Genomic DNA, 12,577 nt, shown 5'->3' with positions numbered 1-12,577 from the left:
GATCGGTCGCGAGGCCGAGGATTTCGCCATGCAACTGACCGGCGTCGAGGCCGAGGTCTGCACCGACATGGCGACGGCGGTGGCCCGGGCCGTGGCCGAGGCAGAGCCCGGCGATACCGTGCTGCTTGCTCCGGCGGCGGCCAGTTTCGACCAGTACGACAGCTTCGAGAAGCGCGGCGAGGATTTCGTGGCGCAGGTCGAGGCGGTGCTGGCGCGGGGCTGAGCAGGGGTGGGATATCTCCCACCCTACGCAGCTTGCAGGGGTCTGGTCCGGGCATAGGGTGGGTGGCAACCCACCTCTGGCCGCCCGGGGCCATCTGGGGGTGACTCAGCCCTCGCGCAGCGCGCCTGCACAGGCCATGGCGCTCGCCCAGGCCCACTGGAAGTTGTACCCCCCCAACCAGCCTGTCACATCGACGCATTCGCCGATGAAATAGAGACCCTGCCGGGTCCTGGCCTCCATCGTCCGGCTGTCGAGCCCATCGGTGTCCACCCCGCCAAGCGTGACTTCCGCCGTGCGATAGCCCTCGCTGCCCGAGGGCAGCAGGCGCCAGTCGGTCAGCCGCTCTGCCAGCGCGCCGAGCGCCTTGTCGGACTGGTCGGCCAGGTTGCCCGAAAGCCCCCACTCAACCCCGAGGAAATCCGCCAGCCGTGCTGGCATCAGCGCGTCGAGGCTGCGCAGAAGGCTGCGCCGCCCGGCCTCGGCGCGCAGCCGACGCAGCGTCGCAAAGGGATCGGCGCCGGGCGCGAGGCTGACCGCCACCTCTTCACCCTCGCGCCAGTAGGACGAGGCCTGCAGTACCGCGGGCCCGGACAGCCCCCGGTGGGTGAACAGCAGCGCCTCGTCGAAGCTGCGCGCGGCGGTGACGCGGGCGGGCAGGGACAGACCCGACAGCGCCGCGAAGCGACCCTCGGTGAAGGTGAAGGGCACGAGACCGGGCCGCGTCTCCGTCACCTTCAGCCCGAACTGGCGCGCGATGTCATAGGCCAGCCCGGTCGCGCCCATCTTGGGGATCGACTTGCCCCCCGTCGCCACCACCAGCCGCCTTGCCGAGACCTGCCGCTGGGTGCCGCGCCCGGAGAGGGTGACGGCATAGCCCTGCGCGCCGTGCCGCACCGCCTCGACCGAGGTTTCCAGCGCCAGGTCCACCCCGGCGCCCTCGCAGAGCCCGGTCAGCATGGCCACGATCTGCTTCGCGCTGTCATCGCAGAACAGCTGGCCCAGGGTCTTCTCGTGCCAGGCGATGCCATGGTCGCTGACCAGCGAGACGAAATCCCATGGTGTGTAGCGCGCCAGCGCCGACTTGGCGAAATGCGGGTTCTGCGACAGGAAGTTGCCCGGCCCGGTGCCGGTATTGGTGAAGTTGCAGCGCCCGCCGCCCGAGATGCGGATTTTCTCGCCGGCCCGCCTAGCGTGATCCACCAGCAGCACGCGGCCGCCGCAATGGGCGGCGCACATCAGGCCGGCGGCGCCCGCTCCGAGGATGATCGTGTCGAATTCCATCTCCTCCCCTTGCGCGAAAGCGGGGCAGGGCGCAAGTCGGAGGAAGGCCAACATGGAGGGAGCCGAGGATGAGCGAGCTTGAGATCACCCGTGACGAGGGCGAGACGGGCGGGCGGTACATCTACCGCGATGGCGCGGACGAGGCCGAGATGACCTATTCGCGGGCCGGAGAGAGCCTGATCATCATCGACCACACCGGGGTGCCCGATGCCTTCCGGGGCCGCGGTGTCGGCGTGGCGCTGGTCACCCGCGCGGTCGCGGATGCGCGGGCCGAGGGCAGGAAGATCGTGCCGCTCTGCCCCTTCGCAGCGGCGCAGTTCCGCCGGCATTCCGACTGGCACGACGTGCTGAACCGCTGAGCCCAGCTCTGCGAGGGCAGCTCATGCGGAGAGGCCGGGGCAGCCCCCGGACCCCCGGCCGACTTTTGGCAACCTGAGAGACAGGGCCGTACCGCCTGCTTTCAGCCTGCCGAGACTATGCCCGCAGGGGGCGATCCCGGCCTCTGGGCCCTCGCGGCGCTCGCCTCGGGCCGGGGGACACGCTCAGGTTGAGGGGGCGCGCGAAACCTCAGCATTCCTGCTGGTCACATCACGGGAAAGAGGTTAGACTTTCGGCCAGAGGTTCCACAAAAGGAACCCATTGAGGCAACAGCGCACCGGGAAACCCGGGCATCGAGCGGACAGCATGACCGAGATGGTATATGGCGCCATCCCGATAAGGGATGGCGAACCGGTAATCCCCAAGTGGTGGCGAACCGTCGACAAGTTGACACTCGCCTGCATCCTTGGGCTCTTCTGCATCGGCATCCTGCTGGGCTTCGCGGCGTCGCCGCCGCTGGCCGAGCGCAATGGCGAGGCCCCCTTCCACTACGTCTGGAAACAGGCCACCTTCGGCGGTGCGGCGCTGATCACCATGGTCTGCGCCTCGATGATGCGCCCCGAGATGGTGCGCCGCATGGCGACCATCGGCTTTGCCCTGGCCTTCGTGGCCCTGGCGGCGCTGCCGGTCTTCGGCACCGACTTCGGCAAGGGCGCCGTGCGCTGGTACTCGCTGGGCTTCGGCAGCCTCCAGCCCTCGGAGTTCATCAAGCCCTGCTTCGTGGTTGTCGCCGCCTGGATGATGGCCGCCGCGCAGGAGATCAACGGCCCGCCGGGCAAGCTCTATTCCTTCATCATCATGTGCACGATCGTCATCATGCTGATCCTGCAGCCCGATTTCGGCCAGGCCAGCCTGGTGCTCTTCGGCTGGGCGGTGGTCTATTTCGTCGCCGGGGCGCCGATGCTGATCCTGATCTCGGTTGCTGCGCTGGTGGTGCTGACCGGTACCATCGCCTACGAGCATTCGGCCCACTTCGCCCGCCGCATCGACGGTTTCCTGGCGCAGGACGTCGATCCGACGACTCAGCTGGGCTTCGCCGCCAATGCGATCCGCGAGGGCGGCTTCTTCGGCGTCGGCGTCGGCGAGGGGCGGGTGAAGATGTCACTGCCCGATGCCCATACCGACTTCATCATTGCCGTCGCCGCCGAGGAATACGGCCTCGTTCTGGTGGCGATCATCATCGCGCTCTATGCCACCGTGGTGCTGCGCAGCTTCACCCGGCTGATGCGCGAGCGCGATCCCTTCATCCGCCTCGCCGGCACCGGCCTTGCGGCCATGTTCGGCGTGCAGGCGATGATCAACATGGGCGTCGCCGTGCGCCTGCTGCCGGCCAAGGGCATGACGCTGCCCTTCGTCTCCTACGGCGGCTCCTCGCTGATCGCGGGGGGCGTGGCCCTGGGGATGCTGCTGGCCTTCACCAGAACCCGGCCCCAGAACCAGATCGCGGATCTTCTGGCCAGTCGCGGACGTTAGAAAGACCGATGAACCTGAACGCTCCTCTTCTTGTCATCGCTGCCGGAGGCACCGGTGGCCACATGTTCCCCGCCCAGTCCCTGGCGGAGGAGATGCTTGCCCGTGGCTGGCGCGTGAAGCTGGCCACCGATGCCCGCGGCGCGCGCTATGCCGGCGGCTTCCCCCGCGAGGTCGAGATCGAGCAGCTCTCGTCGGCCACCTTTGCCCGTGGCGGGCTTTTGGCCCGTGCCGTCGTGCCGCTGAAGATCGCCGCCGGGGTGCTGGGGGCGACCTTCCGCATGTGGCGCGACCGACCGGCGGCGGTGGTGGGCTTCGGCGGCTACCCGGCGATCCCGGCCATGGCGGCGGCCTTCCTGCTGAAGAAGCCGCGCATGATCCACGAGCAGAACGGCGTGCTGGGCCGGGTCAACCAGGCCTTCGCCAGTCGCGTCGATGCCATCGCCTGCGGCACCTGGCCGACCGAGTTGCCCGAGGGCGTCGAAGGCACCTATGTCGGCAACCCGGTGCGCGGCGCCGTGCGCGACCGCGCGGGCGCGGGCTATATCGCGCCGGGCGACTACCCGATGTCGGTGCTTGTCATGGGCGGCAGCCAGGGTGCCCGCATCCTGTCGGATATCGTGCCCCAGGCCATCGCGCTGCTGCCCGAACCGGGCCGCTCGCGCATCCGCGTCGCCCAGCAGGCCCGGCCCGAGGATCACGACCGCGTCGCCTCGTTCTATGCCGAGCAGGGCATCGACGCCGAGGTCGAGCCCTTCTTCCAGGATGTGCCGCGCCGCATGTCAGAAGCCCAGCTGGTCATCACCCGTGCCGGGGCCTCGACCATCGCCGACCTCTCGGTGATCGGGCGGCCTTCGATCCTGGTGCCCCTGGCCATCGCCATCCGGGACGAGCAGACCGCAAACGCCCGTGGTCTCGTCGAGGCCGGCGCCGCGATCATGATGCCGGAAAGCAAGTTCACCCCCGAGGCCCTGGCCGAGAACATCCAGCTGGTGCTGGATCACCCGGAAGGGGCCGAGCAGATGGCCCGCGCCGCGCTCTCGCTCGGCAAGCCCGAGGCCGCCACCACCCTCGCCGACATGGTCGAGGCACTCGCCGCGCAAGCGCGCAAGCCGCAGGAGTAAGACATTGAACGCTGCCACCAAGCTGCCCGGGGACGTCGGTCCCATCCATTTCGTCGGCATTGGCGGGATCGGCATGTCGGGCATTGCCGAGGTCCTTCTGAACCATGGCTACGTGGTGCAGGGCAGCGATCTGAAACGCTCGAAGATCACCGACCGGCTGGAAAAGCTGGGGGCGCTGATCTTCGAGGGCCAGCGGGCCGAGAACCTGGAGAACGCCGAGGTGGTGGTGATCTCTTCCGCCATCAAGCCGGGCAACCCCGAGCTGGACGAGGCGCGCCTGAAGGGCCTGCCGGTGGTCCGCCGGGCCGAGATGCTGGCCGAGCTGATGCGGCTGAAGTCCAACATCGCCGTCGCCGGTACCCATGGCAAGACCACGACGACCACCATGGTCGCCACCCTGCTGGATGCGGGCAAGTTCGACCCCACCGTGATCAACGGCGGCATCATCCATGCCTATGGCAGCAACGCGCGCGTTGGTCTGGGCGAATGGATGGTGGTCGAGGCGGATGAAAGCGACGGCACCTTCAACCGCCTTCCCGCCACCATCGCCATCGTCACCAATATCGACCCCGAGCACATGGATCACTGGGGTGACTTCGACACCCTGCGCAAGGGGTTCCTGGATTTCGTCTCGAACATCCCGTTCTACGGTATCGCGGTCTGCTGCACCGACCACCCCGAGGTGCAGAGCCTCGTCGGCAAGATCAGTGACCGCCGCGTGGTGACCTATGGTTTCAACGCCCAGGCCGATGTGCGCGCCATAAACCTGACCTACAAGGCCGGCGTGGCGCATTTCGACGTGGCGCTGCAGGGCGAGGACATGGTGATCGAGGGCTGCACCCTGCCGATGCCTGGGGATCACAACGTCTCCAACGCGCTGTCGGCCGTCGCCGTGGCGCGCCATCTCGGCATGAAGGCGGACGAGATCCGCGCCGCCCTGGCCGCCTTCGGCGGCGTGAACCGGCGTTTCACCCGCGTGGGTGAGGTCAACGGCGTCACCATCATCGACGACTACGGACACCATCCGGTCGAGATCACCGCCGTGCTGAAGGCCGCGCGCCAGGCCAGCGAGGGCCGGGTGATCGCGGTGCACCAGCCGCACCGCTACTCGCGGCTGCATACGCTGTTCGAGGATTTCTGCGCCTGCTTCAACGAGGCCGACGTGGTCGCCATCGCCGAGGTCTACGGCGCCGGCGAAGATCCGATCCCCGGCGCCACCCGCGACGATCTCGTCGCCGGGATGATCCGCCATGGCCATCGCCATGCCCGCGCAATCACCTCGGAAGACGACCTGGAACGGCTGGTGCGTGAGCAGGCCCAGCCGGGCGACATGGTCGTCTGTCTCGGCGCCGGCACCATCTCGACCTGGGCGAACCGCCTGCCCGAGCGCCTGTCGAAGTAGCCGTCATCGCTGAGCGGGCGTCGTCGCGCCCGTTCGACGGCGGCAATCTGCTGATAATTCCTTCGTGAACTGTCCAGAACTTTCTTGTTCGGGCAGGCTCTTGCGGGTAATGTCTTGCAAACAGGCAACAGATGATAAAAAAGTGACGGGGTCCGGGCGGCAGCAAACCGCTTACCAGGAAGATCTCGGAAGAGGAGGCGGCACGATGAGCGAATCCATCCTACTTGCGGCCCTCTGGGGCGTCGCGGCCAACATCCTCGCGATGATCCCGTCCCGCGATCAGCACTGGTCGCGCGCCTATGTGCTGATCGCCTGCGGCATCCCCATCCTGGGCTTCGTCACCATGCAGCATGGCCCCTGGGCCGGGCTGATCGTGCTTCTGGGTGGCATGTCGATCCTGCGCTGGCCCGTTGTCTACCTGACCCGCTGGCTGCGCTCGCGCCTCGGCTAGGGCCCGGGCCCCGCGATGGACCTGCTGCTCTTGCTTCTGCCGCTGCTTGTCGGGCTTGTCACATTGGTCATGGTCATCCGCTGGCTGCTCGAGGACGAGATTGTGCCCGCCCTCGGACTTCCCCTCTTCGGTCTCTTCATGCTGGGCGCATTTTGGCTCGTCGGTCCCTTTGATCAGGTTCCAGGGCTGAACCGGAACCCGGGCCCGGTCCTCGGCTACATGAGCGCGCTGGCGCTGTCGGTCTTCGGCGTGGCGGGGCTTGGCCTTTGCCTGCTCTGGCTCGGCGTCCGGGCGCTGGTGTGCCGGCGCCGCTGACTTGTCGCCCCGGTCTGCGGTTGCTATCTGCGGGGCGGGGAGGGGCGCTGCCCCTGTCGGCCGGTCCGGCTTTCCCCGCAGATGTTCGGCAAGCTGACAGCAGGAGTCCCCATGGCCCGACCGCAGGAGATCGAGATCAGGGGCGCGCTGACGCCGGGGCGCGACCTGTCGCGGCTGACATGGCTGCGCGTCGGTGGTCCGGCCGAGTATCTCTTCCAGCCCGCCGATCTTGAGGACCTGCAACATTTCCTTGCCGAGCTGGACAGCGATGTGCCGGTCTTCGTGATGGGTGTCGGCTCGAACCTGATCGTGCGCGACGGCGGTATCCGCGGCGTGGTGATCCGGCTGGGCCGGGGCTTCAACGGCGTCGAAATCGAGGGCACGCGGGTGACGGCCGGGGCGGCCTGCCCGGACAGCCATGTGGCGCGCAAGGCGGCGGATGCGGGGCTGGACCTGACCTTCCTGCGCACCATCCCCGGCTCTGTCGGCGGCGCGGTGCGGATGAACGCGGGCTGCTACGGCAGCTACGTCGCCGACGTGCTGGTCGAGGCCCGGGCGGTGACGCGCGAGGGCAGGGCGGTCACGCTCTCTCCTGCCGAGCTGGAGTTCGCCTATCGCCACAGCGCCCTGCCCGAGGGTTGGGTGCTGACCGGCGCCACCTTCGAAGCGCCGGAGGGCGCGCCCGAGGCGCTGGTGGCGCGGATGCAGGCGCAGCTTGACCAGCGTGACGCCAGCCAGCCGGTGAAGGACCGCTCGGCCGGCTCGACCTTCCGCAATCCGGCCGGCTTCTCCTCGACCGGGCGGGCCGATGACGTGCACGACCTCAAGGCCTGGAAGCTGATCGACGAGGCGGGATTGCGCGGATTTTCCATCGGCGGCGCGCAGATGAGCGAGAAACATTCGAACTTCATGATCAACACCGGCGCGGCCACGGCGCGCGACCTGGAAGATCTGGGCGAGGAAGTCCGAAAAAGGGTTTTTAAAAGCCGGGGAATAGAGTTACATTGGGAAATCATGCGGGTGGGTGAACCGGCCCCCGGTCCCGAAGGGGGCGAGAGCACCTGAAAATCCGCTGGAAAGCACAGATAATCACGCCGCAAGGCGGGCAGTTTCGCCGAAGGCCGGGCAAATCGGTCAAGGCGCCCGGGATTTCCCCGGGGAACGAGAAGGGCCGCAAAGGTCCGGGACATTGAGGCACATGGGTTCGTCGAGCAGGGCAAACCCGAAAGTGGCACTCCTGATGGGCGGACCCTCGGCTGAGCGCGAGGTGTCGTTGTCGTCGGGGCGTGAATGCGCCGCCGCTTTGCGGGACGAAGGTTTCGAGGTCGTGACCGTGGATGCGGGCGACGACCTTGCCGCGCGTCTTGCGCAGATTTCTCCCGACGTCGTCTTCAACGCGCTCCACGGTCGCTGGGGCGAGGACGGCTGCGTGCAGGGGATGCTGGAATGGCTGCGCCTGCCCTATACGCATTCCGGGGTGCTCTCCTCCGCACTGGCGATGGACAAGGAGCGCACCAAGGCCGCCTATCGCGCCGCCGGCCTGCCGGTGGTCGACAGCCTGCTGGCCGACCGGACCGAGGTCGAGGCCGATCACGTCATGGCCCCGCCCTACGTGGTGAAACCCTATAACGAAGGCTCCTCCGTCGGCATCTACATCGTGCAGGAGGGCGCCAACCGCCCGCCGCAACTGGCGCCCGAGATGCCCGCGAGGCTGATGGTCGAAGCCTATGTGCCGGGGCGCGAGCTGACGGTTTCGGTGCTGGGCGACCGCGCCCTCTGCGTGACCGAGATCGTGACCGAGGGCTGGTACGACTACGCCGCCAAGTACACCCCGGGCGGATCGCGCCACGTCTGCCCGGCCGAGCTGCCCGCCGAGATCACCGACGCCTGCATGGCCCATGCGCTGAGCGCGCATCAGGTGCTGGGCTGCCGCGGTGTCTCGCGCACCGATTTCCGCTGGGACGACAGCCGCGGCCTTGACGGCCTCGTGCTGCTGGAGACCAACACCCAGCCCGGCATGACGCCGACCTCTCTGGTGCCCGAACAGGCGGCGGCCATGGGGATGAGCTTCGGCAAGCTGTGCCGCTGGATGGTGGAGGACGCCTCATGCGAGCGCTGAGAGCCACGCGCCGCAAGGCGGCGCGACCGGATCCGGCCCCCTCGCGCTGGTCCTATCGGCTGCAGCGTTTCCTGCTGACGCCGGGCTATCGCCTGGCCCTGCGCATTGTCGTCCCGGCGGTGGTCTGCTTCGGCTCGGTCCATCTCTACATGGCCGACGAGATGCGGCGCGACAACGTGGTGGCGATGGTGCGCGGCTGGAAGGCCGACTTCGAGACCATGGATCAGTTCATGGTCCGCGCCATGGAGGTCACCAATGCCTCGCCCGGCACCGAAGAGGATATCCGCGAGATCGCCGAGCTGGACCTGCCGCGCTCGTCCTTCCATATCGACCTGGCCGGGCTGAAGGAAACCGTCGAAAGCCTGCCCTCGGTGGCCGAGGCCGCCTTGCAGCTGCGCGATGGCGGGGTGCTGCGGATCTCGGTGGTCGAGCGGGTGCCGGTGGCGATCTGGCGCGGCATTGACGGCTACGACCTGGTGGATCCCACGGGCGCGGTGACCGGCGCAATCCGCAGCCGCAGCGAACGGCCCGACCTGCCGGTGCTGGCGGGGGCGGGCCAGCCCGCCGCCATTCCCGAGGCGCTGGCCCTGATCGCCGCGGCCGAGCCGATCGCCAGCCGCCTGCGAGGCCTCGAGCGGATCGGCGAGCGTCGCTGGGACCTGGTGCTGGACCGTGACCAGCGGATCATGCTGCCGGAAGAGAAATCCGTGCAGGCACTGGAACGTGTGCTGGCCCTGGACGAGGCACAGGAGCTTCTGGGCCGCGACGTGCTGGCGGTGGACATGCGGCTGGCCGACCGTCCGACCCTGCGCCTGACCGAGGGCGCGGTGACCGACTGGCGGCGCATCCGATCCCTCGTCATCGAGGCGGGGCGGAAAAACTGACGATGCAGATCAACGAGAACCGGCCACAAGGTCGACAGGAAGAGGCAGCGGACGGCAGATGATGATGGAGCTTTACGAATCCCAGCGGGCGATGCGCAACATGCGCAAGGCGGCGATGCAGCGGGGCGTCGTGGCGGTGCTGGATGTCGGCACCTCGAAGATTGCCTGCCTGATCCTGCGTTTCGACAATGCCGGACGCGGCGCGTTGCCGGGCGATGGTGTCGGCTCTCTTGCGGGGCAGGCGGGCTTCCGGGTCATCGGGGCCGCCACCACCCGGTCCCGCGGGGTGCGCTTCGGCGAGATCGACGCCATGCCGGAAACCGAGCGCGCCATACGTACCGCCCTGCAGGCGGCGCAGAAGATGGCCAAGGTGCGGGTCGACCATGTGATCGCCTGCTTCTCGGGCGCCGGGCCGCGCAGCTACGGCCTTGCCGGCGAGGTGCAGGTCGAGGGCGACCTGGTCACCGAACAGGATGTCAGCCGCGTGCTGGCGGCCTGCGACCTTCCCGATTACGGCGAGCGCCGCGAGGTGCTGCACGCCCAGCCGGTGAACTTCGCGCTGGATCACCGCTCGGGCCTGTCGGATCCGCGCGGCCAGATCGGCCGGACGCTGGCCACCGACATGCACATGCTGACCGTCGATGCGGCGGCGGTGCAGAACCTCGCCCATTGCGTCAAGCGCTGCGACCTCGAGCTGGCGGGCATCGCCTCGTCTCCCTACGTCTCGGGCATCTCCAGCCTCGTCGAGGACGAGCAGGAGCTGGGCGCGGCCTGCATCGACATGGGCGGCGGCACGACCTCGCTGTCCATCTTCATGAAGAAGCACATGATCTACGCCGATGCGGTCCGCATGGGCGGCGACCACGTGACCGGCGACATCTCGATGGCGCTGCAGATCCCCTTCGCCAATGCCGAGCGGCTGAAGACCTTCTACGGCGGTGTTCATGCCACCGGGATGGATGACCGTGAGCGGATCGAGATTGGCGGCGAGACCGGCGATTACGAACACGACCGCCGCTCCTGCACCCGCGCCGAGTTGATCGGCATCATGCGCCCCCGGGTCGAGGAGATCCTGGAAGAGGTGCGTCTGTGCCTCGATGCGGCGGGTTTCGATCACCTGCCCAACCAGCAGATCGTGCTGACCGGCGGCGCCAGCCAGATCCCCGGCCTGGGCGCGCTGGCCTCGAAGATCCTCGGCCAGCAGGTGCGCCTTGGCCGGCCCCTGCGCGTGCATGGGCTGCCCCAGGCGGCGACGGGCCCGGGCTTTGCCTCGGCGGTCGGCATGTGCCTCTTTGCGGCGCATCCGCAGGACGAGTGGTGGGACTTCGACCTGCCGCTGGACCAGTTCCCCGCGCGCTCTCTGAAGCGGGCCGTGCGCTGGTTCCGTGACAACTGGTAAACGCAACATCATGTGCTTTCGGCGAGATACCGCGAACGGCCCCTGAATTCGCGCCAGATTTGGTGTTTTTCGCTTATTTTGGGGTGACGAGCCTCCGGGAAAGCGTTAATGTTTTACGTGATAGGCAGAAAAAACCCCGCAAAGGGGCCAAGCAGGCGGAAAATCGATGACACTGAACCTCAGCGTTCCCGGCATGGGAGAAGAGTTGAAGCCGCGCATCACCGTGTTCGGTGTGGGCGGGGCCGGCGGTAATGCCGTCAACAACATGATCGACAAGGAGCTTGAGGGGGTCGATTTCGTCGTTGCGAACACCGACGCCCAGGCGCTTCAGCAGAGCCGCGCGCAGGCCCGTGTGCAGCTCGGCGTCAAGGTGACGGAAGGTCTGGGCGCCGGGGCGAAAGCCTCCGTGGGTGCCGCCGCCGCCGAAGAGAGCATCGAGCAGATCGTCGATTACCTGGCCGGCGCACACATGTGCTTCATCACCGCCGGCATGGGCGGTGGCACCGGCACCGGCGCAGCCCCGATCATCGCGCAGGCCGCGCGTGAGCTGGGCGTGCTGACCGTGGGCGTGGTGACCAAGCCCTTCCAGTTCGAAGGCGTGAAGCGGATGCGCCAGGCCGAAGAGGGCGTCGACGCCCTCCAGAAGGTCGTGGACACGCTGATCATCATCCCGAACCAGAACCTGTTCCGCCTGGCGAACGAAAAGACGACCTTCACCGAGGCCTTCTCGATGGCCGATGACGTGCTCTACCAGGGCGTCAAGGGTGTGACCGACCTGATGGTCCGCCCGGGCCTGATCAACCTCGACTTCGCCGACGTCCGCGCCGTTATGGACGAGATGGGCAAGGCCATGATGGGCACCGGCGAGGCCGAGGGCGAGACCCGCGCGCTTCAGGCGGCCGAGAAGGCCATCGCCAACCCGCTGCTGGACGAGATCAGCCTGAAGGGCGCCCGCGGCGTGCTGATCAACATCACCGGCGGTCACGACCTGACCCTGTTCGAGCTGGACGAAGCCGCGAACCGCATCCGCGAGGAAGTGGACCCGGACGCCAACATCATCGTCGGCTCGACCCTGGACGAGAGCATGGAAGGCGCGATGCGCGTCTCGGTGGTCGCCACCGGTATCGACGCCGTCGACAGCCACCAGGAAATCCCGGTGCCCCGTCGCCGCATGGCCGAGCCGCTGAAGGCCGCCGTGCGGATGGAAGAGGAAGCGCCCGCCGAGGCCGCCTACCAACCCCAGCCGGCACCGCAGCCCGCGCCGCAACCGGCCGCACAGCCGGCCTACCGGTCCGCTGCGCGCCAGCACGGCTATGCGCCGATGGAAGAGGATCTGGACAACGCGCCGACCCTGTTCGACGACCTCGAGCGTCAGCAGCCCGCGCCGCAGCCGGTTCAGCATCGCCCCGCCGCGTCGCAGGGCTATCAGCAGCAGCCCCAGCATCACCAGCAGCCCCCAGGGCGCAGCCGGCCTACACGGCCCGTCCGGAGCAGCGTCAGTACGAAGCCCGNGACGACCTGCCGCCGCCCG

The 12,577-nt window shown here is 68.1% G+C and carries 12 protein-coding genes and 1 pseudogene; 12 read left to right on the top strand and 1 reads right to left on the bottom strand.

Features of this window, described 5'->3' with window-relative positions; genetic code table 11:
- A pseudogene (locus tag OS124_RS0114660) lies at positions 1–223 on the top strand (UDP-N-acetylmuramoyl-L-alanine--D-glutamate ligase); the annotation flags it as partial.
- Positions 224–328: 105 nt separating this feature from the next.
- Here OS124_RS0114660 and OS124_RS0114655 read toward each other — a convergent pair.
- Positions 329–1,504, bottom strand: coding sequence for an NAD(P)/FAD-dependent oxidoreductase (locus OS124_RS0114655; RefSeq protein ID WP_010140497.1), 1,176 nt, complete (start codon positions 1,502–1,504; stop codon positions 329–331).
- 68 nt (positions 1,505–1,572) lie between these two features.
- Here OS124_RS0114655 and OS124_RS0114650 point away from each other — a divergent pair, with 68 nt between their 5' ends.
- From OS124_RS0114650 to ftsZ, 11 genes are all read left to right on the top strand, one after another.
- Entirely contained in the window at positions 1,573–1,863 is a 291-nt protein-coding gene (locus OS124_RS0114650; protein WP_010140496.1) for a GNAT family N-acetyltransferase, read from the top strand.
- 325 nt (positions 1,864–2,188) lie between these two features.
- Positions 2,189–3,355 carry a peptidoglycan glycosyltransferase FtsW gene (locus OS124_RS0114645; RefSeq protein ID WP_010140495.1) on the top strand — a complete coding sequence of 389 codons (1,167 nt, stop codon included), beginning with the start codon at positions 2,189–2,191 and terminating at the stop codon, positions 3,353–3,355.
- A gap of 8 nt (positions 3,356–3,363) precedes the next feature.
- Positions 3,364–4,476 carry an undecaprenyldiphospho-muramoylpentapeptide beta-N-acetylglucosaminyltransferase gene (gene murG, locus OS124_RS0114640; protein WP_010140494.1) on the top strand — a complete coding sequence of 371 codons (1,113 nt, stop codon included), beginning with the start codon at positions 3,364–3,366 and terminating at the stop codon, positions 4,474–4,476.
- A 4-nt stretch (positions 4,477–4,480) separates the two neighbouring features.
- Positions 4,481–5,878, top strand: coding sequence for a UDP-N-acetylmuramate--L-alanine ligase (murC, locus tag OS124_RS0114635; RefSeq protein WP_010140493.1), 1,398 nt, complete (start codon positions 4,481–4,483; stop codon positions 5,876–5,878).
- A 205-nt stretch (positions 5,879–6,083) separates the two neighbouring features.
- Positions 6,084–6,329 (top strand): DUF2484 family protein, encoded by a 246-nt coding sequence (locus OS124_RS0114630; RefSeq protein WP_010140492.1) that lies wholly within the window; start codon positions 6,084–6,086, stop codon positions 6,327–6,329.
- Between the two features lie 15 nt (positions 6,330–6,344).
- Positions 6,345–6,644: a hypothetical protein gene (locus OS124_RS0114625; RefSeq protein ID WP_010140491.1), complete on the top strand. Its 300-nt coding sequence runs from the start codon at positions 6,345–6,347 to the stop codon at positions 6,642–6,644.
- 111 nt (positions 6,645–6,755) lie between these two features.
- A complete protein-coding gene (murB, locus tag OS124_RS0114620) occupies positions 6,756–7,709 on the top strand; it encodes a UDP-N-acetylmuramate dehydrogenase (RefSeq protein ID WP_010140489.1) in 954 nt (317 codons plus the stop codon).
- Positions 7,710–7,842: 133 nt separating this feature from the next.
- The gene (locus OS124_RS0114615) at positions 7,843–8,763 is read left to right on the top strand and encodes a D-alanine--D-alanine ligase (RefSeq protein WP_029375459.1); all 921 of its coding nucleotides are present in this window, start codon (positions 7,843–7,845) and stop codon (positions 8,761–8,763) included.
- A complete protein-coding gene (locus OS124_RS0114610) occupies positions 8,751–9,647 on the top strand; it encodes a cell division protein FtsQ/DivIB (RefSeq protein WP_010140487.1) in 897 nt (298 codons plus the stop codon). Before OS124_RS0114615 ends, OS124_RS0114610 begins: the two co-directional genes overlap by 13 nt.
- Positions 9,648–9,708: 61 nt before the next feature.
- Complete coding sequence (gene ftsA, locus OS124_RS0114605) at positions 9,709–11,046, top strand: cell division protein FtsA (protein ID WP_010140486.1); 1,338 nt, start codon at positions 9,709–9,711, stop codon at positions 11,044–11,046.
- A gap of 166 nt (positions 11,047–11,212) precedes the next feature.
- On the top strand, positions 11,213–12,577 hold a 1,365-nt coding region (gene ftsZ, locus OS124_RS24775; RefSeq protein WP_010140485.1), incomplete at its 3' end, for a cell division protein FtsZ.

The organism is Oceanicola sp. S124 (assembly GCF_000220565.1).
Classification (GTDB): Bacteria; Pseudomonadota; Alphaproteobacteria; order Rhodobacterales; family Rhodobacteraceae; genus Pseudooceanicola.
The sequence above is the reverse complement of the archived record's forward strand: the minus strand, read 5'-3'. Positions and strand labels throughout refer to the sequence as shown.

Coding starts and splice junctions, on each gene's coding strand:
- OS124_RS0114655 (WP_010140497.1), bottom strand. CDS start 1,504: ATGGAATTCGACACGATCATCCTCGGAGCGGGCGCCGCCGGCCTGATG.
- OS124_RS0114650 (WP_010140496.1), top strand. CDS start 1,573: ATGAGCGAGCTTGAGATCACCCGTGACGAGGGCGAGACGGGCGGGCGG.
- OS124_RS0114645 (WP_010140495.1), top strand. CDS start 2,189: ATGACCGAGATGGTATATGGCGCCATCCCGATAAGGGATGGCGAACCG.
- murG (WP_010140494.1), top strand. CDS start 3,364: ATGAACCTGAACGCTCCTCTTCTTGTCATCGCTGCCGGAGGCACCGGT.
- OS124_RS0114630 (WP_010140492.1), top strand. CDS start 6,084: ATGAGCGAATCCATCCTACTTGCGGCCCTCTGGGGCGTCGCGGCCAAC.
- OS124_RS0114625 (WP_010140491.1), top strand. CDS start 6,345: ATGGACCTGCTGCTCTTGCTTCTGCCGCTGCTTGTCGGGCTTGTCACA.
- murB (WP_010140489.1), top strand. CDS start 6,756: ATGGCCCGACCGCAGGAGATCGAGATCAGGGGCGCGCTGACGCCGGGG.
- OS124_RS0114615 (WP_029375459.1), top strand. CDS start 7,843: ATGGGTTCGTCGAGCAGGGCAAACCCGAAAGTGGCACTCCTGATGGGC.
- OS124_RS0114610 (WP_010140487.1), top strand. CDS start 8,751: ATGCGAGCGCTGAGAGCCACGCGCCGCAAGGCGGCGCGACCGGATCCG.
- ftsA (WP_010140486.1), top strand. CDS start 9,709: ATGATGGAGCTTTACGAATCCCAGCGGGCGATGCGCAACATGCGCAAG.